At 72.4% G+C, this 26,411-nt stretch carries 23 protein-coding genes and 1 pseudogene; 11 read left to right on the top strand and 13 right to left on the bottom strand.

The genetic code is table 11. From position 1 onward, the window contains the following. Positions 1-88 precede the first annotated feature (88 nt). The 5 genes and pseudogenes from ACFCY1_RS16975 to ACFCY1_RS16955 form a co-directional block, all read right to left on the bottom strand. A complete protein-coding gene (locus tag ACFCY1_RS16975) occupies positions 89-1,150 on the bottom strand; it encodes a TrkA family potassium uptake protein (protein WP_117488713.1) in 1,062 nt (353 codons plus the stop codon). 55 nt (positions 1,151-1,205) lie between these two features. Beyond that, positions 1,206-2,414, bottom strand: a complete 1,209-nt coding sequence (locus ACFCY1_RS16970) for a molybdopterin molybdotransferase MoeA (RefSeq protein WP_375875045.1) — start codon at positions 2,412-2,414, stop codon at positions 1,206-1,208. Next, positions 2,411-3,352, bottom strand: a pseudogene (locus ACFCY1_RS16965) (NTP transferase domain-containing protein). Before ACFCY1_RS16965 ends, ACFCY1_RS16970 begins: the two are co-directional and overlap by 4 nt. Positions 3,353-3,368: 16 nt before the next feature. Then, entirely contained in the window at positions 3,369-4,328 is a 960-nt protein-coding gene (locus ACFCY1_RS16960) for an MBL fold metallo-hydrolase (RefSeq protein ID WP_049651104.1), read from the bottom strand. 109 nt (positions 4,329-4,437) lie between these two features. Beyond that, a complete protein-coding gene (locus ACFCY1_RS16955; protein WP_049651105.1) occupies positions 4,438-5,085 on the bottom strand; it encodes an FMN-dependent NADH-azoreductase in 648 nt (215 codons plus the stop codon). 107 nt (positions 5,086-5,192) lie between these two features. Here ACFCY1_RS16955 and ACFCY1_RS16950 point away from each other — a divergent pair, with 107 nt between their 5' ends. Beyond that, entirely contained in the window at positions 5,193-5,600 is a 408-nt protein-coding gene (locus tag ACFCY1_RS16950; protein WP_117488718.1) for a helix-turn-helix domain-containing protein, read from the top strand. Positions 5,601-5,696: 96 nt separating this feature from the next. Here ACFCY1_RS16950 and ACFCY1_RS16945 read toward each other — a convergent pair whose 3' ends face one another. Next, the gene (locus ACFCY1_RS16945; RefSeq protein ID WP_074001887.1) at positions 5,697-6,464 is read right to left on the bottom strand and encodes a polyprenol monophosphomannose synthase; all 768 of its coding nucleotides are present in this window, start codon (positions 6,462-6,464) and stop codon (positions 5,697-5,699) included. Between the two features lie 336 nt (positions 6,465-6,800). Here ACFCY1_RS16945 and manA point away from each other — a divergent pair, with 336 nt between their 5' ends. Beyond that, on the top strand, positions 6,801-7,979 hold the full coding sequence (gene manA / locus ACFCY1_RS16940) for a mannose-6-phosphate isomerase, class I (protein ID WP_375875044.1): 1,179 nt from the start codon (positions 6,801-6,803) through the stop codon (positions 7,977-7,979). A 22-nt stretch (positions 7,980-8,001) separates the two neighbouring features. On the opposite strand, the gene dnaB is transcribed toward manA, so the two are convergent. Continuing rightward, positions 8,002-9,606: a replicative DNA helicase gene (dnaB, locus tag ACFCY1_RS16935; protein ID WP_079271991.1), complete on the bottom strand. Its 1,605-nt coding sequence runs from the start codon at positions 9,604-9,606 to the stop codon at positions 8,002-8,004. Between the two features lie 451 nt (positions 9,607-10,057). Between dnaB and ACFCY1_RS16930 the strand changes: the two genes are divergently transcribed. Next, a complete protein-coding gene (locus tag ACFCY1_RS16930; RefSeq protein WP_375875043.1) occupies positions 10,058-11,404 on the top strand; it encodes an MATE family efflux transporter in 1,347 nt (448 codons plus the stop codon). Positions 11,405-11,487: 83 nt separating this feature from the next. On the opposite strand, the gene rplI is transcribed toward ACFCY1_RS16930, so the two are convergent. The 4 genes from rplI to rpsF form a co-directional block, all read right to left on the bottom strand. After that, positions 11,488-11,934: a 50S ribosomal protein L9 gene (gene rplI, locus ACFCY1_RS16925; RefSeq protein WP_049651109.1), complete on the bottom strand. Its 447-nt coding sequence runs from the start codon at positions 11,932-11,934 to the stop codon at positions 11,488-11,490. Positions 11,935-11,951: 17 nt separating this feature from the next. Beyond that, entirely contained in the window at positions 11,952-12,188 is a 237-nt protein-coding gene (gene rpsR, locus ACFCY1_RS16920) for a 30S ribosomal protein S18 (RefSeq protein WP_030059640.1), read from the bottom strand. A 79-nt stretch (positions 12,189-12,267) separates the two neighbouring features. After that, complete coding sequence (locus ACFCY1_RS16915; RefSeq protein ID WP_049651110.1) at positions 12,268-12,885, bottom strand: single-stranded DNA-binding protein; 618 nt, start codon at positions 12,883-12,885, stop codon at positions 12,268-12,270. A 96-nt stretch (positions 12,886-12,981) separates the two neighbouring features. Continuing rightward, positions 12,982-13,272 carry a 30S ribosomal protein S6 gene (gene rpsF, locus ACFCY1_RS16910; protein ID WP_049651111.1) on the bottom strand — a complete coding sequence of 97 codons (291 nt, stop codon included), beginning with the start codon at positions 13,270-13,272 and terminating at the stop codon, positions 12,982-12,984. A 321-nt stretch (positions 13,273-13,593) separates the two neighbouring features. On the opposite strand from rpsF, the gene ACFCY1_RS16905 reads away from it, so the two are divergent. The 3 genes from ACFCY1_RS16905 (at position 13,594) to ACFCY1_RS16895 (ending at position 16,284) form a co-directional block, all read left to right on the top strand. Then, the gene (locus tag ACFCY1_RS16905) at positions 13,594-13,893 is read left to right on the top strand and encodes a hypothetical protein (RefSeq protein ID WP_074001889.1); all 300 of its coding nucleotides are present in this window, start codon (positions 13,594-13,596) and stop codon (positions 13,891-13,893) included. Between the two features lie 224 nt (positions 13,894-14,117). Next, positions 14,118-15,236, top strand: a complete 1,119-nt coding sequence (locus ACFCY1_RS16900) for a peptidoglycan bridge formation glycyltransferase FemA/FemB family protein (protein WP_074001890.1) — start codon at positions 14,118-14,120, stop codon at positions 15,234-15,236. 13 nt (positions 15,237-15,249) lie between these two features. After that, a complete protein-coding gene (locus ACFCY1_RS16895) occupies positions 15,250-16,284 on the top strand; it encodes an alanine racemase (RefSeq protein ID WP_049651114.1) in 1,035 nt (344 codons plus the stop codon). A 40-nt stretch (positions 16,285-16,324) separates the two neighbouring features. On the opposite strand, the gene ACFCY1_RS16890 is transcribed toward ACFCY1_RS16895, so the two are convergent. After that, positions 16,325-17,902, bottom strand: coding sequence for a glycosyltransferase family 87 protein (locus ACFCY1_RS16890; protein ID WP_049651115.1), 1,578 nt, complete (start codon positions 17,900-17,902; stop codon positions 16,325-16,327). Positions 17,903-18,071: 169 nt separating this feature from the next. Next, positions 18,072-20,558, bottom strand: a complete 2,487-nt coding sequence (locus ACFCY1_RS16885) for a transglycosylase domain-containing protein (RefSeq protein ID WP_375875042.1) — start codon at positions 20,556-20,558, stop codon at positions 18,072-18,074. Between the two features lie 518 nt (positions 20,559-21,076). Here ACFCY1_RS16885 and ACFCY1_RS16880 point away from each other — a divergent pair. The 5 genes from ACFCY1_RS16880 (at position 21,077) to ACFCY1_RS16860 (ending at position 26,305) form a co-directional block, all read left to right on the top strand. Beyond that, positions 21,077-21,775 (top strand): PadR family transcriptional regulator, encoded by a 699-nt coding sequence (locus tag ACFCY1_RS16880; RefSeq protein WP_049651118.1) that lies wholly within the window; start codon positions 21,077-21,079, stop codon positions 21,773-21,775. A 126-nt stretch (positions 21,776-21,901) separates the two neighbouring features. Further along, entirely contained in the window at positions 21,902-22,984 is a 1,083-nt protein-coding gene (locus ACFCY1_RS16875) for an inositol-3-phosphate synthase (RefSeq protein ID WP_049651119.1), read from the top strand. Between the two features lie 178 nt (positions 22,985-23,162). After that, positions 23,163-24,485, top strand: a complete 1,323-nt coding sequence (locus tag ACFCY1_RS16870; protein WP_369808287.1) for an MFS transporter — start codon at positions 23,163-23,165, stop codon at positions 24,483-24,485. A gap of 108 nt (positions 24,486-24,593) precedes the next feature. Next, positions 24,594-25,259 (top strand): hypothetical protein, encoded by a 666-nt coding sequence (locus ACFCY1_RS16865; RefSeq protein WP_375875041.1) that lies wholly within the window; start codon positions 24,594-24,596, stop codon positions 25,257-25,259. Between the two features lie 32 nt (positions 25,260-25,291). After that, positions 25,292-26,305 (top strand): hypothetical protein, encoded by a 1,014-nt coding sequence (locus ACFCY1_RS16860; protein WP_159028681.1) that lies wholly within the window; start codon positions 25,292-25,294, stop codon positions 26,303-26,305. The last annotated feature ends 106 nt before the right edge of the window (positions 26,306-26,411 follow it).

Raw genomic sequence — 26,411 nt, 5'->3', positions numbered from 1 at the left:
CTGCGGGCGGGGGCGGTTCCACGGCGCGGCTCAACCGGTCGGCGCGGCTCGACCCGTGGGCGACGCTCGACCCGCCCGTGGGCGCGGCTCAGCCCGTCGGCGCGGCCGCGCTGGACTTGATGACGATCACCCGGTCGGTGAGCTGGAGCACGGCGGCCTCCGGCTCGGTGTAGTTGAGCACCCGTCGGCCCCGGACCACCGCGACCACCAGGTCCGCGCACTCGCGCGGGCTGTGCCCGGCCTCGGCCCGGGTGACCGGGCGCTCCACCACGTCCAGCCCGTTGCCGTACGTCAGCAGGTCCTCCATCACCGCCCCGGCGTGCGGGCTGAGCATCGACAGCCCGAGCAGCCGCCCGGCCGAACTGGAGCTGGTCACCACGACGTCGGCGCCGCTCTGCCGCAGCAGCGGCGCGTTCTCGTCCTCCCGTACGGCGGCGACCACGGTGGCGGCCTTGTTCAACTGGCGGGCCGTCAGCGTGATCAGCACGGCGGTGTCGTCCCGCTCCGGCGCGACCACCACCCGCGCGGCGGTGGGCAGCCCGGCGCGCACCAGGGTGTCGGTGCGGGTGGCGTCGCCGACCACCCCGACCAGGCCGTGCTGGGCGGCGGCGTCGACCACCTTGCGCTGCGGGTCGACGACGACGATCTCCTCCTTCTTCACCCCCTGCCCGATCAGGGTGTCGACGGCGCTGCGGCCCTTCGTCCCGTAGCCGATGACGACGGTGTGCTCGCGCACGGTGGACCTCCAGCGGTTCAACCGCCATTGCAGGCGGGTCCGTTCGGTGAGCACCTCCAGGGTGGTGCCGACCAGGATGATCAGGAACACCACGCGCAGCGGGGTGATCACGAAGATGTTGGTGAGCCGGGCGCCGTCGCTGAACGGGGTGATGTCGCCGTACCCGGTGGTGGAGAGCGTCACGGTGGCGTAGTACGCCGCGTCCAGGAAGCTCAGCCCGCCGCCGGCGTTGTCGTTGTAGCCGTCCCGGTCGAGATAGACGATGAACGTGGTGGCGACCAGGACGGCGAGCGCCAGCAGCAGCCGGGAGCCGACCTGCCGCACGGCGGGCTCGGCCCGTCGGGCGGGCAGCACGATCCCGGCGTCCGCCCACGGCTCGGTGCCGGGCGCGAGGTTGCGTCGGATCCGGCTCATGCGCCCACCCCGGCGGCCCCCGCGCCGGACGCGCGGCTCTTGACGGTTCCCTCGTTCACGGCACCTCCAGCAGTTCGACCGTCTCCCCCGCCGCCGCCCCGCCGGGCGGCACCACGGCGAGCGCCTCGGCCCTGGCCAGCCCGCGCAGCATCGCCGGGCCGTCGAAGGCCAGCGGCAGGACGCCCTCGGCGGTCCGCCGGACCGGCTGGAGCCGGGTGTCCGTCCGGTGCCCGGCCAGCGGGGCCGCGGCCGGGGCGAGGGCGGGCGGGCCGACGGTCCGTCCGCTGCGGGCGTGCAGCAGCGGCAGGACGAGGGTGACCATCCCGGCGACGGCGGCCAGCGGGTTGCCCGGCAGGCCCACCAGGTGGCGGCCGCCGGGGAGTTCGGCCAGCAGCATGGGGTGCCCCGGCCGGACGGCGACGCCGTCCACCAGCAGTCGGGCGCCGGCCTCGGCGAGCGCCCGGTGCAGGAAGTCGACCGGTCCGGCGGCCGTTCCGCCGGTGGTGACCACCAGATCGGCGGTGGAGTGCCGCAGCGCGTCCCGGAGCAGCCCGAAGTCGTCCCGGACGTACCCGACCTCGGGCGTCCCGGCGCCGGCGGCCCGCAGCCAGGGCGGCAGCAGCGGCCCGAGCGCGTCCCGGACCAGGCCCGACCCGGGCACCCCGGAGGTGAGCAACTCGTCCCCCAGGACGAGCAGTCGGACCTCCGGACGGCGGCGGACCGGCAGCCGGTCGTGGCCGCAGGCGGCGGCCAGGCCGAGCACGGCCGGCCCGACCGGGGTGCCGGACGGCAGCAACTCCTCGCCCAGGCGGCACTCCTGGCCGCGCGGGCGGACGTCCTGGCCGGTGGTCAGCGGCCGCGGGCCGCGGTCGTGCAGCAGCGCGGCGTCCGTCCACCCGTGCTCACGGCGCAGTACGGCGATGGCGCCGGGCGGCAGTTGGGCGCCGGTGGCGATCTCCACGGCGGTGCCGTCGGCCAGCGGCGCCGGCTCGGCCCGTCCGGCCAGCACCCGGCCGGCGACCCGCCACGGGCCGGGACCGGCGACCGCCCAGCCGTCCATCGCGGAGGTGTCGAAGGCGGGCAGGTCGGTCAGCGCGCCGAGCGGCTCGGCGAGGGTGCGGCCGAGCGCCTCGGCCAGCGGGACGGGGACCCCGGGCAGCGGGCGCAGCCCGGCCCGGCGCGCGGTCTCCCGGGCGCCGGGCCAGCTCAGCACGCCGGGACCGGTGGACGGTGCGGCCACGGTCGGCTGTCCGACCGCGCTCACGACTCGCCCGGCCGGTCGGCGGGGCCCCAGCCCTCGGCGAGGGCCTCGGTCCGCCGGGCCGCCTCGGCGACGGCCTCCGCCCCGCCGCCCCGCTGGGCGGCCGCGTACCCGATCAGGAAGGCGGTCAGCGGCGCGGCCGGCCGGGCCACCCCGTGCGCGACCACCCGGGCCGTGTCGAGCAGACCGTGGACGTCGACGTCCAGGTCGATGCCCAGGTCGGCCTTGACCTCGGCGATCCAGTCATCCAGCGTGCGCTCCATGCGCCCATGCTGCCTGATCGGTGGTTTCCCGAAGTGTTCGCCCCGTGTGCGGGGCGCGTCGTTTCGCTCACACGTCGGTGGCCGGGACGGTGCGCTTCAGGTCCGGTCGCGCTCGCGGGCCTGCTCCAGGTCCTCCCAGGTGTCGCAGTCGTAGGCGACGTTGTCGGTGTCGGCCACCCGCAGCCGGGGCAGTCCGCCGACCAGGCGGCGCAGCGGCTGGTCGGCGGGATCGCCGAGGGCGGCCAGCGCGGCGCGCAGCGGGGCGGTGCGGTAGGCGGCGGCGAGCGGCTGGTCGCGGCCGCCCGCGTCGACCAGCACGGCGGCGTCCCCGTGCGCCCCGGCCCGGTCGAGGGCGGCGACCAGCCGGTCCACCGTCCGCCGGTCCAGGAAGGGCAGGTCGGCGGCGAGCAGCAGCACGGTGTCCGCGGTGACCAGGTCGAGCCCGGCCGCGACGGCGGCGACCGGCCCGCCGCCGGGCGGCCGCTCCCTGGTCCAGTGGACGCCGCCGCGCGCGGTCGGCCGGACCGGGCCGACCACGACGGTGGTGCGGGCGCCCGCGCAGGCGGCGAGCACCCGGTCGAGCAGGGTGGTCCCGCCGACCGTCAGCCCGGGCTTGTCGGCCCCGCCGAGGCGCCGGGCGGCCCCGCCCGCCGGGACGATCACGTCGTACGGCGTCATGCGGCCAGTATCCGCCCTACGCCTGCTCGGGCCCGCCGTCCTCCTCGGACTCCCGGTCCTCCCCCGCTGCCTCGGCCCCGGCCGCGCGGGCGGTGTTGGCCGCCGCGCCCAGCTGCAGGAAGGACGGCAGGGTCAGCTCCCCGTACCGCTCGTTCATCGCCGTGACCAGCGCCTCCGGGTCGTCCGGGTGCTCGGCCAGCAGCCGGTCGAAGTCCTGGAGGTACTCGCCGGTGAAGGCCAGCACCCGGGCGGCGTCGTCGCCCTGGTCCGGGGCCCGGTGGCCGGCGATCACCCGGTCCGCGCCGAGGTCGGCGATCCGGCCGAGGTTGTGCCCCCAGGTGGTGCGCTGGGCCGGGGTGGTGTCGGCGGTCCAGACGTGGGTGCCGTTGTGGACGAAGTCCCCGGCGATCACGGTGCGGATGCTCGGCACGTGGACGACCGTGGAGTCCCCGCAGTCGGCCTGGCCGAGCAGCAGCACGGGGATCACCTGGCGGTCCAGCATCAGCGGCTGCGGCAGCAGCGGGGCGGGGATCAGCGGGTGGTCCGGGATGTCGTCGCCGTACACCGGCTTCCACTGCGCGACCTTGGCGGCGACGGTGCGCCGGATGCCCTCGACCACGGCCGGGGCGGCCAGCAGCTGCGCGTCGGGGAAGAGCCGCAGCACCTCCTCGGCGCCGAAGTAGTGGTCCGGGTGCTGGTGGGTGACGACGACGGCGAGCAGGCGTCTGCCCTTGCCGGCGACCCACTCGGCCAGCTCGCGCCCGGCGCTGCGGGTCAGCTGGGCGTCCACCAGGATCGCGGTCCGCTCGCCGAGGATCAGTGTCGAGGTGGCGAAGAAGGCCGACTCGGGGCCGGTGAAGACGGCGACCTCCAGCGGCCGGGCCGGCTGCCCGGGCTCGGGCGGCACCGCGCCCGCGGCCGGGCGGGCCTGGGCACGCTCCGCGCCGGCGCTCTCCTCGGACGGGGACGTCGTCACGGGCTGCTCCCTCTGGTCGGCGGTCGGATTCCCTGCGCCCTACAGCATGGGAGCACCGACGGCCGATTGCGCGGAAGGCGCGCCCGGTGGGGCGCGCCTCCGGTGCACGTCACACCGCGGCTCGGGCGGCCGCTTCCTTGGCCCGGCGGGCGGCCTGCTCCAGGGCCTGGGCCTTGGACTCGACGGCCTTCGGGACGAAGTCGGCCATCGCCGGGACGGCGGCCGCCAGGGTGAACTCCGGGACGATGAAGTCGACCTCCAGCCCGAGCATGCCGGTCAGCACCTTCTCCAGGTAGGTGGTGACGAACTCGAACGGCTCGCGCGGGGCGCCGGGCGCGTACGAGCCGCCGCGGGAGGCGACCACGGTGACCGGGGTGCCCTTGGCGGAGGGCGTCTCGCCGGCGGTGCGGCCGACCAGGATCACGTGGTCCAGCCAGGTCTTGAGGGTCGACGGGATCGTGAAGTTGTACATCGGGCTGCCGATCAGCACGGCGTCGGCCTGCTCCAGCTCGGCCATCACCTGCTCGCGCAGCGCGAAGGCGGCGGCCTGCTCGGCGCTGTGGGCCTCGGCGGGGGCGAATCCGGCGCTGATGCCGTGCACGTCGAGGTGCGGGAGGGGGTCGGCGGCGAGGTCCCGGTAGATCACCGTGCCCTCGGGGTGCTCGGCCTGCCAGGCGGCGCGGAAGGCGGCGGTGACCTCGCGGGAGACGGAGCCGTCGGCGATCGCGGAGGAGTCGAGGTGCAGGAGCGTGGGCATGGCAGTGCCTCCAGATAATAAGTAGCTGCTGATTTCGCTGCGACTGCAATTACGGTAGCAGCTTACTTTTCTACAGTCACTAGTAGGGGTTCGAGTAGGCTGGACCCATGGCCGAGCACGAGGCAGTGACCGACGGAGTCCCGATCGCCACCGACGCGTGCGGCGCCGAGGGCCCCGGCCCGTGCCGCAACGTCGACCTGGCCCTCACCCGGGTGTTCACCCTGCTCGGCAAGCGCTGGACCGGCATGCTGCTGGGCGTCCTCACCAACGGCGGCCCCGCGTACTTCTCCGAGCTGCGCCGCGCCGTCCCGGGCATCAGCGAGCGGATGCTCTCCGACCGGCTGACCGAGCTGGCCGAGGCCGGGCTGGTCGTCCGCGAGGTCGACGCCGGCCCGCCGCTGCGGGTCAGCTACCGGCTCACCGAGGCCGGCTTCGCGCTCAAGCCCGCGCTCACCGAACTGGCCGTCTGGGCCGACCGCTACCTGCCGGAGGGCGTGCTCAGGAGCGGCTGCTGAGCCCCCCGGGCGCCCGGCGCACCTCCCCCGGACATGCGGAAGGGCCCGTCCACCGGTTCGGTGGACGGGCCCTTCGGCCAGGAACGGTTCGGTCGGTCAGCGCTTCGCGGTGGCCCCGCGCAGCTTGGCCAGCCGGTCGGTGACACCCCAGGTGGTCACCCGCCACAGCGCCTCGACCACGATGCCGCGGCTCATCTTGGACGCCCCCAGCTCGCGCTCGACGAAGGTGATCGGCACCTCGGCGACCTTGAACCCGGCCTTCACCGTGCGCCAGGCCAGGTCGACCTGGAAGCAGTACCCGGCCGAGGCGACCTCGTCCATGCCCAGGCCCAGCAGGGTCTCCTTGCGGAACGCCCGGTAGCCGCCGGTGACGTCCCGGATCGGCACGCCCAGCATCAGCCGCGAGTAGGTCGAGCCGCCGCGCGAGAGCAGCAGCCGGGACTTCGGCCAGTTCACCACCCGGCCGCCCGGCACCCAGCGCGAGCCCAGCACCAGGTCGGCGCCGCGCAGCGCGCCCAGCAGCCGGTCCAGCTCCTCGGGCTGGTGCGAGCCGTCCGCGTCCATCTCGACCAGGACGTCGTAGCCGTTGTCGATGCCCCAGCGGAAGCCCGCGAGGTAGGCGGCCCCGAGGCCCTCCTTGCCCTTGCGGTGCATGACGTGGACGTGCTCGTCCTCGACGGCCAGCTTGTCGGCCAGCTCGCCGGTGCCGTCGGGGCTGTTGTCGTCGGCGACCAGGACGTGCGCCTCGGGGACGGCGGCACGGACCCGGCCGACGATCCGCTCGACGTTCTCCGCCTCGTTGTAGGTCGGGATGATCACCAGGACCTTGCCGAGATCAGCAAAACTCTGCTGGTTCACGGTCACGTACAAACCTCTCGGCCGATGACGGGGGGTCTCGGAACACCGGCGCCCGCACTCTGGAACGCGGCTCCGCCGGCAGCCCGCCGGGAGGACCTCGGTGGCGAACTGCGCGCAGGGCGGAGGCTACTGCGTCCTGGCATCCTACTACCGCGCCGGGAACCGCAGGTCCGGCCGTGGCACTCCCACCCGGTGGCCACCGTTTCCCCGTGGGTGACACCGTTCGGCTAGGGTCGTTTCCCTTGCCCGTGCCCGGACCGCCCGCACCGCCGGGCCCGCCCCGGCGATCCGGACTCGGGACATCCGGGGCCGCCCAGACTGCGAAGGAGTAGGACCGCGCGCATGGACAGGCTCGTCAACACCGTCCGCCCGTACGCCTGGGGGTCGCTCACCGCCCTGCCCGAGCTGCTCGGGCAGCGGCCGACCGGTGAACCGCAGGCCGAGCTGTGGATGGGCGCCCACCCCGGCGCCCCGTCCCGCGCCGACCGCGGCGAGGGCCCGCGCCGGCTGGACGAGCTGATCGCGGCCGACCCCGAGGGCGAGCTGGGCGCCGCGAGCGTGGCCAGGTTCGGCCCGACCCTGCCGTTCCTCTTCAAGGTGCTGGCCGCGGGCATCCCGCTGTCCATCCAGGCCCACCCCACGCTCGACCAGGCCCGGGCCGGCTTCGCCGCCGAGAACGCCCTCGGGATCCCCCTGGACGCCCCCGAGCGCAACTACCGGGACGCCAACCACAAGCCCGAAATGGTCTGCGCGCTGGGCGACTTCGACGGCCTGTGCGGCTTCCGGCGGCCCACCGACGCGGCCCGGCTGCTGACCGGGCTCGGGGTGCCCGGGCTCGCCCCGGTGATCGGGCGGCTGGCCGCCGAGGACACCTCCGAGGCGCTGCGCGGCGCCCTGACCGCCGCCCTCGCGCTGGACCCGGAGACCGTCCGGCGGACCGTCGAGGTGCTGGCGGCGACCGACCCGGACGGGGAGTACGCCCCGTACGCCCGGATCGCCGAGGACTTCCCGGACGACCGCGGCGTGGTCGCCGGCATGCTGCTCAACCACGTCCGGCTGCGGGCCGGCCAGGCGCTCTACCTGGGCGCCGGTGTCCCGCACGGCTACCTGTCCGGCGTCTGCGTCGAGCTCCAGGCCAACTCCGACAACGTGCTGCGGGCCGGCCTCACCCCCAAGCACATCGACGTGCCGGAGCTGCTGAAGGTCGTGGTCTTCGAGGCCGGCGCCCCCGAGCCGCTGGAGCCGGCCCCGGTCGAGGGCACCCCGGGCGAGGAGCTCTACCCCGTCCCGATCGACGAGTTCCGGCTCTCCCGCTTCGTCCTGGACGGCACCGGGCGCGAGATCGACGGCCGCACCCCGCAGATCCTGCTCTGCACCGAGGGCGCCACCCGGCTGACCGCCGCCGACGGCGCCGTCCTGGACCTGGCCCGCGGCCAGGCCGCCTTCCTCCCCGCCACCGGCACCCCGACCCGCCTCTCCGGCACCGGCGGCACGCTCTTCCGCGCCACCGTCACCGTCTGACCGCTCCGGACGGGGCCCGGGCTCAGTCCCGGGTCATGTCGACGAAGCGCGAGTAGTGGCCCTGGAAGGCCACCGTGATCGTCGCGGTCGGACCGTTACGGTGCTTGGCGACGATCAGGTCGGCCTCGCCCGCACGCGGGGACTCCTTCTCGTAGGCGTCCTCGCGGTGCAGCAGGATGACCATGTCGGCGTCCTGCTCGATCGAGCCGGACTCGCGGAGGTCCGAGACCATCGGCCGCTTGTCGGTGCGCTGCTCGGGACCACGGTTCAGCTGGGACAGCGCGATGACCGGGACTTCCAGCTCCTTGGCCAGCAGCTTGAGGTTACGGGACATGTCCGAGACCTCCTGCTGACGGTTCTCGGCCCGCCGGGAGCCGCCGGACTGCATCAGCTGGAGGTAGTCGATGACGACCAGCTTGATGTCGTTGCGCTGCTTCAGCCGGCGGCACTTGGCGCGGATCTCCATCATCGACAGGTTCGGCGAGTCGTCGATGAACAGCGGCGCCTCGCTGACGTCGGGCATCCGGCGGGCCACCCGCGTCCAGTCGTCGTCCGTCATGTTCCCGGAGCGCATGTGGTGCAGCGCCACCCGGGCCTCGGCGGAGAGCAGGCGCATGGCGATCTCGTTGCGGCCCATTTCGAGCGAGAAGATCACGCTCGGCAGCTTGTGGTGGATCGAGCAGGCCCGGGCGAAGTCCAGCGCCAGGGTGGACTTGCCCATCGCGGGACGGGCCGCGATGACGATCATCTGGCCGGGGTGGAGGCCGTTGGTGAGCTGGTCGAAGTCGGCGAAGCCGGTGGGGACGCCGGACATCTCGCCGTTGCGGGAGCCGATCGCCTCGATCTCGTCGAGGGCGCCCTCCATGATGTCGGAGAGCGGGGCGTAGTCCTCGTTGGTGCGCTGCTCGGTGACGGCGTAGATCTCCGCCTGGGCGGCGTTGACGATCTCGTCCACGTCGCCCTCGGCCGCGTAGCCCATGCCGGCGATCCGGGTGCCCGCCTCGACCAGCCGGCGCAGCACCGCGCGCTCGTGCACGATCTGGGCGTAGTACTCGGCGTTGGCCGCGGTCGGGACGGAGTTGACCAGGGTGTGCAGGTAGGAGGCGCCGCCGACGCGCTGGAGCTCGCCGCGCTTGGTCAGCTCGCCGGCCACGGTGATCGGGTCGGCCGGCTCGCCGCGGGCGTAGAGGTCGAGGATCGCGCCGTGGACCATCTCGTGCGCGGGCCGGTAGTAGTCGACCGGCTTGAGCACCTCGACCACGTCGGCGATGGCGTCCTTGGAGAGCAGCATGCCGCCGAGGACGGACTTCTCGGCGTCCAGGTCCTGCGGCGGGACGCGCTCGAAGCCGTCCACGCCCCCGCCCCCGTCGCCGCCGCCCTCGTCCCGGCGCTGCCAGCCGCCGTCCTTCCGGTCGCCCTTGCCGCCCTTCTGGAAGCCGCCCTTCTGGCCGTCACGGCCACCGCCCTGACCGCCCTGGCCACGGCCGCGCGAGACCGGCAGCCGGTCCCCCGGGCCGTCCGGGAAGGGGGCGTCGTCGAAGGCGCCGGCCGGGAAGGGGTCCTCGGCGGGCTGCCAGTCCTCCTCCGGCGGCGGGGCGTCGTGGTCGTCGTACTGGGGGCCGGTCACGCGTGTTCCCCGATCAGCGAGTGGTGCGAAGGTGGAGCGGGCTTGCCGGTGGCTGGGTGGAGCGGAGCCGCTCCTCTTTGTACGCCACGGTCCCGACAAAACGGACGCCGGGGCGGCGGGAGTGTCGGGCGGAGGGCCCACGCTAAGGCGCCGGACGCCGTTGCGCCAAGGCGGTTATCCACAGGGGGTGTGGATGACCGGCCCCGTCCTGTGGAGAACTGCCGCAAAGCTGTGGACACCCCTGTGGACGTCCCTGTGGATAACCGAACAATCGATCCACCGTCAACCTGTTGACCTGGGATTACCTCTTCCCGGTCCTGTGCATGAGAAATTCTTCACACACCTCCGAACGGCTGTGGGCGCAGAGCGGACGAACCGCGCCGCTCAAGATTTCGAGTAATAGTCACTAGGCCCTTACATCTATTACCTGTGGATGAGTAGCCTGGAGCCCATGACCGCCTCGCCCCCGACCCCGGCCCCGAAGCCCTCACGACGCCGGCACGACCGGGAGATCCTCGCCCTGGCCGTCCCGGCCTTCGGCGCGCTCGTCGCCGAACCGCTCTTCCTGATGGCCGACTCGGCGATCGTCGGCCACCTCGGCACCCCCCAGCTGGCCGGGGTGGGCGTCGCCTCCGCCGCGCTCTCCACCGCGACCGGCGTGTTCGTCTTCCTCGCCTACGCCACCACCGCGGCGGTCGCCCGCCGGATCGGCGCCGGGGACCGCCGGGGCGCCGTGCAGCAGGGCATCGACGGCATCTGGCTCGCCCTGGGCCTGGCCGTCCCGGTGGTCCTCCTCACCCTGGTGCTGGCGCCCTGGGCGGCCGACACGCTGGGCGCCTCGGCGACCGCCGCGCCGCACGCGGTGACGTACCTGCGGATCAGCTCGCTGGGCATCCCGGCGATGCTCATGGTGCTGGCCGCCACCGGGGTGCTGCGCGGCCTCCAGGACACCCGCACGCCGCTGGTGGTGGCCGTCGCGGGCTTCGCCGCCAACATCGGCCTGAACGCCGGCCTGGTGTACGGCGCCGGGCTCGGGGTGGCCGGCTCGGCCTGGGGCACCGTGCTCGCCCAGACCGGGATGGCCGCCGCCTACCTGGTCGTGGTGGTCCGCGGCGCCCGCCGGGAAGGGGCCTCGCTGCGGCCGGACACCGCGGGCATCCGGGCCAGTGCCAGGGCCGGCGGCCCGCTGCTGGTCCGGACGATCAGCCTGCGCGCGGTGCTGATGACCGCCACCGCGGTCGCCGCCAGGCTCGGCGACGACCAGGTCGCCGCCCACCAGATCACCATGGCGCTGTTCAACTTCCTGGCCTTCGCGCTGGACGCGATCGCGATCGCCGGCCAGGCCATCATCGGCCGTTACCTGGGCGCCTCGGACGTCCCCGGCGCCAGGGCCGCCACCCGGCGGATGGTCGAGTGGGGCGTCGTCTCCGGGCTGGTGCTCGGCCTGCTGGTGGTGGTCGCCCGCCCGCTGTACGTCCCGCTCTTCACACCCGATCCGGCCGTCCGGGCCCAGCTGGACACCGCCCTGCTGCTGCTCGCGCTCACCCAGCCGGTGGCCGGCCCGGTCTTCGTGCTGGACGGCGTGCTGATGGGCGCCGGGGACGGCCGCTACCTGGCCTGGGCCGGGCTCGCCACCCTGGCGGTGTTCGTCCCGGTGGCCCTGGCGGTGCCGGCCACCGGCACCGGACTGGCCGGGCTCTGGTGGGCGATGAACCTGTTCATGCTGCTGCGGGCCGGCTTCCTGGCCTGGCGCGCCCGCGGCGGCAAGTGGCTGGTCACCGGAGCGGTGCGCGGCTGAGACCCGAAGAGAACCGGGCCGGAAAAGACCGAGGGCCGGACTCCCGGAGGAGTCCGGCCCTCAGGCCTTGTGCTCTACGGAGCTCAGGCAGCCACGACGGCGACGTCGAGGTTGGCCACGACGTCCGAGTGCAGCTTGACCGAGACCTTGTGGGAGCCCACGGTCTTGATCGGCGAGGCGATCGCGACGGCGCGCTTGTCCACGGCCGGGCCGCCGGCGGCCTTGATGGCCTCGACGACGTCGGCCTGGGTCACCGAGCCGAACAGACGGCCGGCGTCGCCCGAGCGGACGGCCAGCTTGACCTGGACGCCCTCGAGCTGACCCTTGACCGCGGTGGCGGCCTCGAGGGTCTGGATCTCGTGGATCTTCCGGGCGCGACGGATGGCGTCGACGTCCTTCTGACCACCCTTGGTCCAGCGGATGGCGAAGCCACGCGGGACCAGGTAGTTGCGGGCGTAGCCGTCCTTGACCTCGACGACCTCGCCGGCGGAGCCGAGACCCGGCACCTCGTGAGTGAGGATGATCTTCATTACTTGGTCACCCTCTCTTAGCGCGCGGTGCTGGTGTAGGGCAGCAGCGCCATCTCACGGCTGTTCTTCACGGCCGTGGCGACGTCACGCTGGTGCTGGGTGCAGTTGCCGGTCACCCGACGGGCACGGATCTTGCCGCGGTCGGAGATGTACTTCCGCAGCAGGTTCGTGTCCTTGTAGTCAACGTAGTTGACCTTGTCCTTGCAGAAGACGCAAACCTTCTTCTTCGGCTTGCGAGCAGGCGGCTTCGCCATTGTGTGCTCCATTTGGGGTTCACGGCCCGGCGGGCGTCCGGGGACGCCGACGGCCGGGCCGCACGAAATCTGTCAGCTCTTAGAACGGGGGCTCTTCCGAGTAGCCGCCACCGCCGCCGGCCGGGGCACCCCAGCCGCCGCCCTGGTTTCCACCGGACGGGGCGCTGGAGGCCCAGGGGTCGTCGGAGGGGCCGGACTGGCCGCCGCCGGAGTTTCCACCCCAGCTGCCGCCGCCCTGCTGGCCGCCGCCGCCGGAGTTCCCACCCCAGCTGCCGCCGCCGCCCTGGCCGCCACCCTGCTGGCCGCCGAAGCCGCCACCGGGGGCGCCGGACCGGTTGGCCCGGGTGACCTTGGCGGTCGCCGAGCGCAGGCTCGGACCGACCTCGTCGACCTCGACCTCGAAGACCGTCCGCTTCTCGCCTTCCTTGGTCTCGTAAGACCGCTGGCGCAGTCGGCCCTGCACGATGACGCGCATGCCGCGCTGCAGCGACTCGGCCACGTTCTCCGCCGGCTGCCGCCAGACGTTGCACGTGAGGAAGAGGCTCTCGCCGTCCTTCCACTCGTTCGTCTGACGGTCGAAGGTGCGGGGGGTGGACGCGATGCGGAACTTCGCGACCGCCGCACCCGACGGGGTGAAGCGCAGCTCGGGGTCGTCGACGAGATTGCCGACGAGGGTGATGACGGTCTCGCCTGCCATGGTGGTGATGACCTCTCGGGAAGATGTCCGTTCACCGCTGTTTCACGTGAAACAGCGGACGCGAGCTACCCGAGACCCGAAGGCCTCAGAGGTGGCTCAGTGGGTGTCCGGGCGCAGGACCTTGGTCCGCAGAACCGACTCGCTCAGGCCCAGCTGGCGGTCGAGCTCCTTGACGACCTCAGGCGTGGCCTTGAGGTCGATGACCGAGTAGATGCCCTCGGACTGCTTGTTGATCTCGTAAGCCAGACGGCGGCGACCCCAGGTGTCGACCTTCTCCACCTTGCCACCCGCGTTGCGGACGACGGTGAGGAAGTTCTCGATCAGGGGGGAGACAGCGCGCTCCTCGACCGAGGGGTCGAGGATGACCATCAGCTCGTAGTGACGCATGAGTAACCCACCTCCTTTGGACTCAGCGGCCACGGTCTCTCCGTGGCAGGAGGGTTGTGCGTAGCGTCGGCACCGGAGCAGTGACGACTCCGGCCCACCGTAGCGGCCGGGTCGGACAATCGGCCCCCGCTCCGCCCGGAGGCGGATCCCACCCGGTAGAGGGTGCAAAGGGGGCACAACTACACCAGTGCAGACGGCACAGCCTACCTGCACCCGGACGGCCGAACAAAACGCATAGGGGTTGTGAGAGCGGCCCAAGCGCCGCAATCTGGACGGAACGGGATTCCTGCCCGTTCGTCTCCACGCCAGGAGGTGGGACCCATGGCACAGTCCGTCCACCGCATGCCCGCCCTCACCCTGAACACCGACGGCCACCCGCACCCCCGCGAGAACGCCCTGGTGGGCGTCACCGCCGTGCTGGGCGTGATCGCCTTCACCACCTCGTTCTTCCACAACCTGCACCTGCTGACCTCGTGGACCGGCCTGTTCGGCATCGTCACGGGCCTGTGGGGCATGTTCGTCTCGGTCACCACCGCCGAGCGCTTCGTCCTGATGATCACACTCGGCGCCGCCGCGATCGGCTTCTACCTCGGCATCGCCCGCGGCGGTCTCTGGGGCTGAACCGGGCCCCCGCGCCCCCTCGCACGCCCCCGGACCGCACCGCTGGGACCGAGCCCACAGGCCCCGCCCGGAACCCTCGCCGCCCCCGTCGCGTATCTGCAGAGGAGACAGGTACCCGACGGGGGCGCCGCCGTGCCCGCAGCGACGGGCGCCCGGACCCCGGACGATAAGGTCAGCCCGAGAACCTGGGCCACCGCAGCCCGACGACGAGGAGCACCGAGCACATGAGCCTGCGCCTGAGGACGATCACCCGCGAGGAGCACCTCGCCTTCATCAGGAGCCGCGCCTCGGCCAGCCACATGCAGGTGCCGTCGTGGGGCGACGTGAAGGCCGAGTGGCGCTCCGAGTCGATCGGCTGGTTCGACGAGACCGACCAGCTCGTCGGCGCCGGCCTGGTCCTCTACCGCCAGCTGCCCAAGCTCAAGCGCTACCTCGCCTACCTGCCCGAGGGACCGGTCATCGACTGGTTCGACCGCGACCTCGACCGCTGGCTCTCCCCGATGCTGGCGCACCTCAAGTCGCAGGGCGCGTTCTCGGTGAAGATGGGCCCGCCGATCGTCATCCGCCGCTGGAACGCCCCCACCATCAAGGAGGCCATCGCCGGCAAGCAGGCCAAGCGCCTGCGCGACGTCGAGGCCGACTGGTACGAGGCCCGCGCCTTCGAGGTGGCCGACCGGCTGCGCAAGGCCGGCTGGCTGCAGGGCGAGGACGGCGGCGCCGGCTTCGGCGACGTCCAGCCCCGCTACGTCTTCCAGGTGCCGCTGGCCAACCGCTCGCTGGACGACATCCACAAGAACTTCAACCAGCTCTGGCGCCGCAACATCAAGAAGGCCGAGAAGAGCGGCGTCGAGGTCTACCAGGGCGGCTACGACGACCTGCCGATCTTCCACCAGCTCTACCTGGTCACCGCCGAGCGCGACAAGTTCACCCCGCGCCCGCTGGCCTACTTCCAGCGGATGTGGAAGGCCCTGGTGGCCGAGGACCCGAACCGCATGCGGCTCTACATCGCCTACCACGAGGGCGAGCCGCTGGCCGCCACCACGATGCTGGTGGTCGGCGAGCACGTCTGGTACTCCTACGGCGCCTCGGCCAACCACAAGCGCGAGGTCAAGCCGTCCAACGCCATCCAGTGGCGGATGATGCGCGACTCCTACGCCCTCGGCGGCGGGGTGTACGACCTGCGCGGCATCAGTGACACCCTGGACGAGAACGACCACCTGTTCGGCCTGATCCAGTTCAAGGTCGGCACCGGCGGCCAGGCGGCCGAGTACCTCGGCGAGTGGGACTTCCCGCTCAACAAGCTGCTGCACAAGGCCCTCGACCTCTACATGTCCCGCCGCTGAGGAGGCTGACCCGATGACGCTGTCGCTCTACCTCGAGACCGAACGCTGGCGCACCCACCAGCGCTCCGTCCTCGCCGAGTTCCCCGGCCTGGTGCCCGTCGCCAAGGGGAACGGCTACGGCCTGGGCAACCACCGGCTGGCCGAGGAGGCGACGCTGCTGGGCACCGGGGTGCTCGCCGTCGGTACCGCGTACGAGGCGGCCGACGCCGCCGAGTGGTACGGCGGCGAGCTGCTGGTGCTCACCCCGTACCGGGTCGGCGAGGAGGTGCTCCCACTGCCGCACGCCCGGGTGATCCGGACGGTGGCCAGCGTGGAGGCGCTGCGCTCGCTGCACGGTGCCCGGGTGGTGCTGGAATGCATGACCACCATGCGCCGGCACGGCGTGAGCGCGGCCGACCTGCGCACCGTCGCCAACGAGCTGGAGGGCGTCGCCTTCGAGGGCCTGGCGCTGCACCTGCCGATGGACCGGCCGGACGGCTCCAGCCCGATCGAGGAGGTCGCGTACTGGGTGGACACCGCCCGGGCGGCCGGCATCCCGGTGCACACCGTGTTCGTCAGCCACCTCGGCGCGGCCGGCATGGACCAGCTGGCCCAGCGCTACCCGGAGACGGTCTTCCGCGCCCGGATCGGCACCCGGCTCTGGCTCGGCGACCACGCCGCACTGGAGGTCCGGGCCACCGTCCTGGACGTCACCCCGCTGCAGAAGGGCGACCGCTACGGCTACCGCCAGCACCCGGCGCCCTCCGACGGCCACATCCTGGTGGTCGCCGGCGGCACCGCGCACGGCATCGGCCTGGAGGCGCCCAAGTACCTCCAGAGCATGGGGGCGCGGGCCAAGGGCATCGCCCGGGCCGGCCTGGCGACCGTCAACAAGACCAAGTCGCCGTTCCACTGGGCCGGCAAGCAGCTGTGGTTCGCCGAGCCGCCGCACATGCAGGTCTCGCTGCTCTTCCTGGACGGGGAGACCAAGCCCCCGGCGATCGGCGAGGAGCTCGGTCTCCAGGTCCGGCACACCACCACGCACTTCGACCGCGTGGTGGACCGCTGACCCGCCAGGCCTTTCCGACCCGCCAGGCCTTTCCGACCGGCTAGGCCTTTTCGGCCGGCTCCGGCAGCTCGGGCTCGTTGAGCCACTGCTCGGGGCCGGCCGGCGCGTACCCGGCGTAGCTCTCCTCCTCGCGCAGCCGGCGGGCGGTGCCCAGCACGGACACGTCCGGGGCGTGGTCCAGCACCCCGCCGGAGGGGTCGTCGCTGCCGTCCCAGCGGACCGGGTCGCGGTCCGGGTGGAGGACGTCGCGGACCACCAGGGCGACCAGGTACAGCGTGCCCAGCAGGTGCAGCCCGATCGCGAAGTGGTACCAGCCCTCGCCGATCCCGTGCTGCTTGGAGCCGGTGACCAGGCCCAGGTGGGACCAGATGCCCAGGGTGTAGAGCACCTCGCAGGCCTGCCAGACCAGGAAGTCCCGCCAGCGCGGCCGGGCCAGCACCGCGAGCGGCAGCAGCCAGAGCGCGTACTGCGGCGAGTACACCTTGTTGACCAGCACGAACAGCGCGACCACCAGGAAGGCCAGCTGGGCGAAGCGCGGCCGGCGCGGGGCCGAGAAGCCGAGCCACGCTATGGCCAGGCAGCCCAGCACCATCAGCACGCCGATGTAGACGTCGAGGTCGGCCAGCCCGGCGCCCCGGCGCTGCATCAGGATCAGCCAGAACGAGCCGTAGTCCTCGCCGCGGTGCTTGCTGAACACGTAGAAGGTCGACCAGCCCCGCCAGTTGGCCAGCATGATCGGCAGGTTGACCACCAGCCAGGAGCCGACCGCGCCGCCCAGCATCACCCGGAACTCGCGCCACCGGCCGGCCCGCCAGCAGAGCACCAGCAGCGGGCCGATCAGCAGCAGCGGGTAGAGCTTGGCCGCGGTGGCCAGGCCGATGAAGACACCGGCCCAGCCCGGGCGGGCACCGCTCCACCAGGCCATCGCCACGGCGGCCAGGGCGACCGCGAGCAGGTCCCAGTTGACGGTGCCGTTGAGCAGCAGGACGGGGGCGAGCGCGAACAGCAGCGCGTCCCACGGACGGCGCCGGTGGGTGCGGGAGAGCGCCACCGCGGCGACCACCGCGCAGGCCATCAGCATCCCGGCGTTGATCGCCCAGAACCACTGCTCCTGGCTCTGCTGGTCCCCGCCGCCCGGCGTCAGCCAGGCCGCGACCTGCATGAACAGGCCGGTCAGCACCGGGTACTCCAGGTACTGGAGGTCCCCTGAGGAGCCCGGGACGCGGTCCACGTACGGGTGCAGCCCGGCCGCGAAGCCGCGTCCGGAGAACAGGTGCGGGATGTCGCTGTAGCAGGCGTGGATGTACTGCGGCGAGCCCGGCTGGAACCAGGCCTGCTCGTAACAGGGCAGCTTCTGCACCATCCCGAGCACCGACACCACGATCACCGCGAGCGCCAGGAAGCGCGCCGGGACCCACCAGGAGACGCCGAGCAGCGCCCGGCGGCCCGGGGGCCCGCCGAACACCTCGCTGCCGGCCGCCGCCACCGGGTCCTCGTCGGCTGGCACGACCACGGTGTTGGCCGGCGGCGCGGCCGTGGCGACGGCTGCCGGGAGGGGCCCTGCGGCGGCGCCGGACCCGTCCGGCCCGGCGGTTTCGTCACGATCGCTCGACGTCATGCCGGACATCCTGCCGCACCCGTCCCGCCGGGACGAGGAGGACCCCGCAACGGTCTGTACCTCTGCGCCGCCGGCGGGCGCGGCGGTCGCGACGGAAACGGCGGTGGCGGCCCTCCGAGGAGGACCGCCACCGCCGTGGTTCCGGGTTCCGGGTTCCGCCCGGCCGGGGCTACTGCCCGGCCGCCCCGCCGCCCTGGAGACCGCCCGTGCTGCTCGGCGTCGGCTTGCCGCCGCCGGTCGGGCGTCCGCCACCGCCACCGTTGCCGCCGCCCGGCGGCGTGGTGTCCGTCGGTCCCGGCGGCTGCGTCGGGCAGCCGATCACCGGCAGACAGGTGTTGCCCGGGTTCGGCCTGGTGTGCGAGGGGGTCGGCTGGTCGCCGGGGCAGTCCACGCCGGGCACGCAGGTCTGGGTGGGCTGCGGCTGCACGGGCGGCTGCGGCGCCTGCGTCTGGGCGGCCGGCGGGGCCGTCGGGCTGTCGGTCGTGGTCGGGGTCGTCGTCGCGCTGGCCGTGGACGGCGCGCCGGAGGAGTCGACCTCGGTGCCGACCGGCTGCGGGGTCGGGAAGTCCATCTTCTTCTCGTTGGCCAGTGCGGCCTTCATGTACCGGGTGAAGACATCGGTCGGGATGTCACCACCGTGGATGGACTCCTTGCCGCCGGTGCCGTTGAGCGACTGCCGCTCGTGCTTGGTCGGGTCCTCGCGCCACATCGCGACGCTGGTCGCCAGCTGCGGGGTGTAGCCGACCCACCAGGCCGACTTGTTCTGGTCGGTGGTACCGGTCTTGCCGGCCACCGGGCGGCCCAGATCCTTCGTCTTCTTACCGGTACCGTTCACCGCCACGTTCACCAGCGTGTCGGTGACGTTGTCGGCGACGGCCGGCTCCAGCGCGACCTTGGGCTCCTTCTTGCCGAAGCCCGGCCGCTCCACGCCGCTCACCTCGACCTTGGTGACCGAGTACGGCTCGGCCTCCTTGCCGCTGGCCGCCAGGGTGCCGTAGGCGGTGGCCATCCGGATCGGGCTGATGGTGGAGGTGCCGAGCGGGAAGGTCGCCGTCTTCGGGTCGGCGAGGCTCTCCTTCTTGATGCCCATCTGCACCGCGATGTCGGCCACGTTCTGGCCGCCGACGTCCTGGTTCAGCTGGACGAAGGGCACGTTGTACGAGTACTGCATGGCCATCCGCAGCGAGACGTAGCCGCGCTTGCCGGCGTCCTCGTTCTTCTGCCGGTACGGCTTGCCGTCGTCGCCGATCACCAGCGAGCCGTCCGCCTTGCGGATCTCGGACATGTCGTCGGCCAGGTAGCGGCTGTCGGCGTTGATCCGCTTCGGCTTGCCCTTGTCGTCCTTCGCGGTCTGCACGCCGGTCTGCATCGCGGTGGCCAGCACGAAGGGCTTGAAGGTCGAGCCGACCTGGACGCCGGTGGCGTCGGCGTTGTTGTCGAAGTGGCCGTTCTCCACGCCGTCGCCGCCGTAGAGGGCGACGATCGCGCCGTCGCCGGGGCGGATGCTGGCGGAGCCGAACTGGATGTTGGTGTCGTTGTCCGGCCGCTTCTGCGGGTTGAGGTTCTCCGCCTTGACGGCGTCGACGGCGCTCTTCAGCGCGTCGACCTTGTCCTTCTCGAAGGTGGTGTAGATCTTCAGGCCGCCCCGGTCGATCATCTGCTGGGTGATCGTCTTGTCGGTGGCCATCACGTACTTGTTGGCGGTGTCGACCAGGTAGCTGATCTCACCGTTCATGTTGGAGTTGGGCTTCTGCGCGATCGGGTCCGGGAACGCGGTGCACTTGGCGCGCTCCTCCGGGGTGATGGCCTTGGTGTCCACCATCTGGTCCAGGATCCAGTTCCACCGGCCCTGGGCCCGGTCCTTGTTGGCCGGGTTGGTGGGGTCGTAGTACGCCGCACCCTTGAGCAGACCGGCCAGCATGGCGCTCTGACAGACGTTGAGGTCCTTGGCGTCCACCCCGTAGTACGCCTGGGCGGCCGCCTGGGCACCGTTCGCACCGCGGCCGAACCAGCTGGTGTTCAGGTAGCCGGTGAGGATCTCCGGCTTCTCCTTCTCCTGGTTGATCTTCAGCGTGATGAAGAACTCCCTCACCTTGCGGCTGAGGGTCTGCTCCTGGCTCAGGTAGGCGTTCTTCACGTACTGCTGGGTGATCGTCGAGGCGCCCTGGGTCTCACCGCCCTTCGCCATGTTCCAGACCGCGCGGAGCATGCCCTTGGGGTCGATGCCGCTGTCGGTCTTGAAGCTCTTGTTCTCCGCGGCGATGACGGCGTCCTGGAGGTGCGGACTGATGTCCTTGAGCTCGACGATCTGACGGTTGGTCTGGCCCTTGCGGGTCATCTCCGTGTTGTCGGCCCAGTAGTAGATCGTGTTCTGGTCCTTCACCAGATCGTTCAGCTTGGGGACCTCGGTGGTCTGGTACAGGTAGAACACCAGGCCCACGAAGCAGCCGAAGACCAGTACGAAGGCGCTCAGCCACTGCTTCCAGGACGGCAGCCAGCGCCGGACGCCGGTCTTGCCGAACCGCGGGTAGTCGATGAAGCGCTTCTTGCCGGGGCCGGCGGCCGCGGCAGCGGAGGCGGCCGCGGCGTCACCACGCCGGCCACCCCCCTTGGCGCCCTTCTTCTGGGCGGCCTTGCGCATCTCCGCACGGGTCATCCGGGGCTGCTGTGCGGTCTCCCTGACCCCCGAGGGGCGTCGCCGACCGGCGCCGTCCGAGCGCAGCTCGTCGGGTCCCGGCCCCTCGCCCTGACGGCCACCGCCTCCCGGGGGCTGCTGCCCCTCACCGCCCGGGTTGGGCGTCCTTCGCCGTCGCTCGCTCATCTTCCAGCCACTCCTCGCCAGGCGTTTCCAGCCTGAAGGCAGGGTTCACGTCCGATGCCCGCCAACCGCCCTGATCCCGGAGGTGGTCCTCGTGCACACGCGACAGCGTACGCAGCACGGATTTACAACTAATCGGACATCAGTTGCCAATGCCCGCAAAACGGCAACAGATCATTACAAGCCCGTTGCCAACACCAGCCGCGCGTCGGCTTGTGATCACATTCACGCGCGCCCCTCTTGCCCGTTCCGGGGGTCGGGTTTACTGTTCTCGATATATCGAGCCGATACATCGAAGCGGTATACCGCCGGATGCAGCGGCCGATCGGACACCGAGCGGGAGGAGGGCGGCGACATTGGGCAGGCGCTCAGGAGTGCTGGAGTTCGCCGTCCTCGGGCTGCTCCACGACGCCCCGATGCACGGCTACGAGCTGCGCAAGCGGCTGAACATCCTGCTCGGGACGTTCCGGGCGCTCTCCTACGGGACGCTCTACCCCTGCCTGAAGAGCCTGGTCGCCCAGGGCTTCCTGGTCGAGGACAACCCCGACGTCGAGTACGTCCCGGCCACCGCGCTCAACGGCAAGCGGTCCAAGATCGTCTACCGGCTCTCCGCCGAGGGGAAGCAGCGCTTCGAGGAGCTGCTCGCCGACTCCGGCCCGGACGCCTGGGAGGACGAGCACTTCGGCGTGCACTTCGCCTTCTTCGGCCAGACCGACCGGGCCGTGCGGATGCGCGTCCTGGAGGGGCGCCGCAGCCGGCTGGAGGAGCGGCTGGAGCGGATGCGCAACTCGCTGGCCCGCGCCCGCGAGCGGTTCGACGACTACACCGTCGAACTCCAGCGGCACGGACTGGAGTCGGTGGAGCGCGAGGTCCGCTGGCTCAACGAGCTGATCGAGACCGAGCGGTCCAACCGCACCGGAAAGACCGGCCCCGACGCCGGCGGCAGCGCCGCCGGACCCCGCAAGACTTCGGACGGCCGTGGCCAGGAGACCGGGTCTCCGGACCCGTCCGGGCCACCGTACGACCGCCCGGGGCGCTCCGCCCAGGAGCGCTGACACCGCGCCAGCCCTGTGCCGCGCGGCAGGAATGGGCGCCTCGCGCCCGTGCACGCAGTCATCGAAGAAGCAGGACGAGTTCCGCCTACCCCGGCGGGCCTCATGAGATCACAGGGAGCAACCGGAATGGGTTCGGTTCGCGTAGCCATCGTGGGCGTGGGCAACTGCGCCGCGTCGCTGGTGCAGGGTGTCGAGTACTACAAGGACGCCGACCCGGCCGGCAAGGTCCCCGGGCTGATGCACGTCCAGTTCGGTGAGTACCACGTCCGCGACGTGGAGTTCGTCGCCGCCTTCGACGTCGACGCCAAGAAGGTCGGCTTCGACCTGGCCGACGCCATCGGCAACAGCGAGAACAACACCATCAAGATCTGCGACGTGCCGCCGACCGGCGTGACCGTCCAGCGCGGCCACACCCTCGACGGCCTGGGCAAGTACTACCTGGAGACCATCGAGGAGTCGGACGAGGCGCCGGTCGACGTCGTCCAGGTCCTCAAGGACCAGCAGGTCGACGTCCTCGTCTGCTACCTGCCCGTCGGTTCCGAGGACGCGGCCAAGTTCTACGCCCAGTGCGCCATCGACGCCAAGGTCGCCTTCGTGAACGCCCTGCCGGTGTTCATCGCGGGCACCAAGGAGTGGGCGGACAAGTTCACCGAGGCCGGCGTGCCGATCGTCGGTGACGACATCAAGTCCCAGGTCGGCGCGACCATCACGCACCGCGTGATGGCCAAGCTGTTCGAGGACCGCGGTGTCATCCTCGAGCGCACCATGCAGCTGAACGTCGGCGGCAACATGGACTTCAAGAACATGCTCGAGCGCGAGCGCCTGGAGTCCAAGAAGATCTCCAAGACCCAGGCCGTCACCTCGCAGATCCGCGACCGCGAGCTGGGCGCCAAGAACGTCCACATCGGTCCCTCGGACTACGTGGCCTGGCTGGACGACCGCAAGTGGGCGTACGTCCGCCTCGAGGGTCGCGCGTTCGGCGACGTCCCGCTGAACCTGGAGTACAAGCTCGAGGTCTGGGACTCCCCGAACTCCGCCGGTGTCATCATCGACGCCGTGCGCGCCGCGAAGATCGCCAAGGACCGCGGCATCGGCGGCCCGATCCTGTCGGCCTCCTCGTACTTCATGAAGTCCCCGCCGGTGCAGTACTTCGACGACGAGGCCCGCGAGAACGTCGAGAAGTTCATCCGCGGCGAGGTCGAGCGCTGAGCGCAGCGAGGTTCGCGACTGTTGAGCGCTGAGCGCTGAGCCTTGAGCTCTGAGCTCTGAGCGCTGAGCGCCGCCAGCTCGCAGGAAGGGCCCGTGGTCTCCGGATCGCGGGCCCTTCACGTTCTCGCGGCCAATGTTTCACGTGAAACAGCGGCCGGTTCCATGGCACTCTGGGCGGGTGGCGATCACCGAGAACGGCAGCACCCACCAGTCCGCGCACCGCGCCACGCTCCTCGACCTGATGAAGGGCCGCGACTTCCGGCGGCTGCTGACCGCCCGGGTGCTCTCCCAGCTCTCGGACGGCGTCTTCCAGGTCTCGCTCGCCGCGTACGTGGTCTTCTCCCCCGAGAAGCAGTCCTCCCCCGCCGACATCGCCTCGGTGCTGGCCGTGATGCTGCTGCCGTTCTCGGTGATCGGCCCGTTCGCCGGTGTGCTGCTGGACCGCTGGCGCCGCCGCCAGGTGCTCTACTTCGGCAACCTGGCCCGCTTCGGACTGGGCCTGGGCACCGGCGCGCTGCTGCTGGCACAGGCCCCGACCTGGCTGTTCTTCGCCTCGGCCCTGCTGGTCACCGCGCTCAACCGGTTCATCCTGGCCGGCCTGTCCGCCGCCCTGCCCCGGGTGGTGGAGCAGGACCAGCTGGTCACCGCCAACGCCCTCTCCCCCACCCTCGGGACGGTCGCCGCCGCCTCCGGCGGGGGCATCGGCTTCGCGCTGCACCAGCTGATGGCCCCCGGGCCGAAGGCCGACGCCGCCCTGGTCACGGTGGCCGCGCTGCTCTACCTGTCGGCCGCGCTGGCCGCCCGGCGGATGGACCGCGACCTGCTCGGCCCGGAGCAGCACCGGGACCGTCCTGGGCTCGGCCAGGCGCTGGTCCGGGCCGCCGTCGAACTCGGCGCCGCGGTGCGCCACCTGGTCCGGGACTGCCGGCCCGCCGTGCACGCGCTGGCCGCCGTCACCGCGGCCCGGTTCTGCTACGGCGTGCTGATCGTGGTGGTGGTGATGCTCGCCCGGTACACCTTCAACGACCCGACCGACAGCGCGGCCGGGCTGGTCACCCTCGGCCAGGCGGTCGGCCTGTCCGCCGCCGGGTTCTTCGTCGCCGCGCTGGTCAGCCCCTGGTGCACCCGCCGGCTGGGCCTGGCCGGGTGGATGACGGCCTGCCTGGTCGCCCCGGTGGTCTTCGTCCCGGCGCTGGGCCTGAGCTTCACCCTGGTGCCCTGCCTGCTCGCCGCCCTGCTGCTCGGGGTGGTCACCCAGGGCACCAAGATCTGCGCCGACACGGCGGTCCAGGAGTCGGTCGAGGACGAGTACCGCGGCCGGGTCTTCGCCATCTACGACGTGCTGTTCAACGTCGCCTTCGTGGCCGCCGCCCTGGTCACCGCGCTGGTGCTGCCGCTGTCCGGCCGCTCGGTCGCGGTGGTGCTCGGGGTCGCCGGGGTATACGCGCTGACGGCGGTCCTCTACCTGCGCTCCGCCCGCCGGAGTCCCCTCCCCCGCTGACCAGGCCTCCTGAAAACCCGCGGGGCTCGGGGCCGACGGCGTCCGACCGACTCGCTAAGGTACTCGAACCTGTCGTAGCGACAGAACTCTGTCTCGGGGGACGAACTGATGAGCACACCGCCCAATCCGTACGGGCCGCCCTCGTCGGCCCCGGTGGGCCCGCCCGCAGCACCGCCGTACGGGGCACCCGTCCCCCCGCCGGCCGCGCCGTACGGGCCGCCGCCGGCCTACGGACAGCCCACGCCGCCGCCCCCGCCCGGCTTCGGCCCGCCGCCCGCCTACGGGCAGCAGCCGAACGGCCAACCGCCGTACGGGCAGCAGCCGTACGGGCAGCAGCCGCCCCCCGGGCCGTACGGCTACCCGCAGCCCGCGCCGCCGGTGCAGCCCGCGCCGCCGGTGCAGCCCGCGCCGGCCGCCAAGCGCGGCATCCGCTCCAAGCTTCGGATCGTCGGGGTGGTCGGCGGCTGCCTGGCGCTGGCGGTGGGCTACTTCGTGGCCGGGCCGAGCGTCAGCAGCGCCAAGGCCGGCGACTGTGTGCACGCCAGCGGCTCCCGAGACGTCGAGATCGTCAAGTGCACTGACACCAAGGCGAATTACCGAGTGCTGTCGAAGTTCGAGGGCACCACGGACGTGACCCGCTGCCAGCAGACGCCGCAGACCACGACCGCCGTCTCGGGCAAGAGCGGCCGCCGCTGGAACAAGAAGCGGTACGTGCTCTGCCTCGGCCCGCTGGCGCCCGCCACCACCGGCGTCCCGCCGGTGAAGAAGTCCTGAACTCTTCCGCCCTTCCTTTCCCGGGGGACCCCTTGTCCGTTCCGCCTCCGCCCCAGATGCCGTACGGCCCGCCACCGGGCGACGGCAACCCGTACGCCTCCGGCGGTTCCTACGGCGCCCCGCCGCCGCCCCCGCCGCCGCCCGGGTACGGCTACCCGAGCGCGCCGCCGCCGCCCGAGCAGCCGTACGGCGTCCAGCCCCCGCCCGGCGGTTACGGCTACGGGTACCCGCCGCCGCCCCCGATGGACGGGACCACCTGCCGGTTCTGCGGCGGCTACCCCGCGGTCAACGCCACCGTCCGCGGCCACCAGGGCCTGATCATCGCCTACCGGATGCTGCGGATGACCGGCCCGTTCTGCCGCACCTGCGGAACGGCGACGGTGCGCGACATGTCGGCCCGGACGCTGGTCCAGGGCTGGTGGAGCCTGGTGTCCTGGCTGCTGACCCCGATCACGCTGCTGCTGAACCTCGGCCCGCACAACAAGTTCAAGCGGCTGCAGCCGCCCGTCCCGGGCAGCCACGGCCCGCAGCTGAACCCGGGCGTCCCGCTGACCAGCCGGCCGCACATCGCGATGCTGCTGGTGCCGGTCTCGCTGGTGGCCGCGGTGACCCTGGCCGCCACCGGCGTGCTCGGCCCCGGGAAGACCGACCCGGCCGCCGACCCGACGCCGACCCCGACCCGGCTGACCCTCTCGCCCACGCCGCCGCCGGTCATCCCCTCGCCGACCTACACGCTGCCGGCGCCGACGCTCACCCTCCCGCCGGTCAGCACCCCGACCGACTCGGACAGCAAGGTGGACGCGGCCGGGGTCGGCGACTGCCTCTACAACGCGAACGGCACCAACCAGACCAACGACACCCACCCGAAGATCACCGTGGTGCCCTGCACCGACGCCAAGGCGCAGTACAAGGTCGTCTACAAGTACCTCGCCACCTCCGACGAGAAGTCCTGCGAGAAGCAGCCGAAGTCGGACAGCTGGTACACCAGCAAGCACCCGAGCTTCCCGGCCCTGGACTACGTGCTCTGCATGAAGCAGATCAAGTAGCCCGGTACGGAGGAGGGGTGGGGGGCGCGCGCGCGCCGGGCGCCCCCCCCCCCCGCGGGCCCCGCGCCCCCCGCCGCCGCGCGCCCCCCCCGCCCCCGCGGGCGCC

The sequence above is a fragment of the Kitasatospora sp. NPDC056273 genome (assembly GCF_042268845.1).
Taxonomy (GTDB): Bacteria; Actinomycetota; Actinomycetes; order Streptomycetales; family Streptomycetaceae; genus Kitasatospora.
The sequence above is the reverse complement of the archived record's forward strand: the minus strand, read 5'-3'. Positions and strand labels throughout refer to the sequence as shown.

Excerpts from the sequence above, each read along its gene's own strand:
- ACFCY1_RS16975 (WP_117488713.1), bottom strand. The coding sequence starts at position 1,150 with ATGAGCCGGATCCGACGCAACCTCGCGCCCGGCACCGAGCCGTGGGCG.
- ACFCY1_RS16955 (WP_049651105.1), bottom strand. The coding sequence starts at position 5,085 with ATGCCCACGCTCCTGCACCTCGACTCCTCCGCGATCGCCGACGGCTCC.
- ACFCY1_RS16950 (WP_117488718.1), top strand. The coding sequence starts at position 5,193 with ATGGCCGAGCACGAGGCAGTGACCGACGGAGTCCCGATCGCCACCGAC.
- manA (WP_375875044.1), top strand. The coding sequence starts at position 6,801 with ATGGACAGGCTCGTCAACACCGTCCGCCCGTACGCCTGGGGGTCGCTC.
- ACFCY1_RS16930 (WP_375875043.1), top strand. The coding sequence starts at position 10,058 with ATGACCGCCTCGCCCCCGACCCCGGCCCCGAAGCCCTCACGACGCCGG.
- rplI (WP_049651109.1), bottom strand. The coding sequence starts at position 11,934 with ATGAAGATCATCCTCACTCACGAGGTGCCGGGTCTCGGCTCCGCCGGC.
- rpsR (WP_030059640.1), bottom strand. The coding sequence starts at position 12,188 with ATGGCGAAGCCGCCTGCTCGCAAGCCGAAGAAGAAGGTTTGCGTCTTC.
- ACFCY1_RS16915 (WP_049651110.1), bottom strand. The coding sequence starts at position 12,885 with ATGGCAGGCGAGACCGTCATCACCCTCGTCGGCAATCTCGTCGACGAC.
- rpsF (WP_049651111.1), bottom strand. The coding sequence starts at position 13,272 with ATGCGTCACTACGAGCTGATGGTCATCCTCGACCCCTCGGTCGAGGAG.
- ACFCY1_RS16905 (WP_074001889.1), top strand. The coding sequence starts at position 13,594 with ATGGCACAGTCCGTCCACCGCATGCCCGCCCTCACCCTGAACACCGAC.
- ACFCY1_RS16900 (WP_074001890.1), top strand. The coding sequence starts at position 14,118 with ATGAGCCTGCGCCTGAGGACGATCACCCGCGAGGAGCACCTCGCCTTC.
- ACFCY1_RS16895 (WP_049651114.1), top strand. The coding sequence starts at position 15,250 with ATGACGCTGTCGCTCTACCTCGAGACCGAACGCTGGCGCACCCACCAG.
- ACFCY1_RS16890 (WP_049651115.1), bottom strand. The coding sequence starts at position 17,902 with ATGACGTCGAGCGATCGTGACGAAACCGCCGGGCCGGACGGGTCCGGC.
- ACFCY1_RS16885 (WP_375875042.1), bottom strand. The coding sequence starts at position 20,558 with ATGACCCGTGCGGAGATGCGCAAGGCCGCCCAGAAGAAGGGCGCCAAG.
- ACFCY1_RS16875 (WP_049651119.1), top strand. The coding sequence starts at position 21,902 with ATGGGTTCGGTTCGCGTAGCCATCGTGGGCGTGGGCAACTGCGCCGCG.
- ACFCY1_RS16865 (WP_375875041.1), top strand. The coding sequence starts at position 24,594 with ATGAGCACACCGCCCAATCCGTACGGGCCGCCCTCGTCGGCCCCGGTG.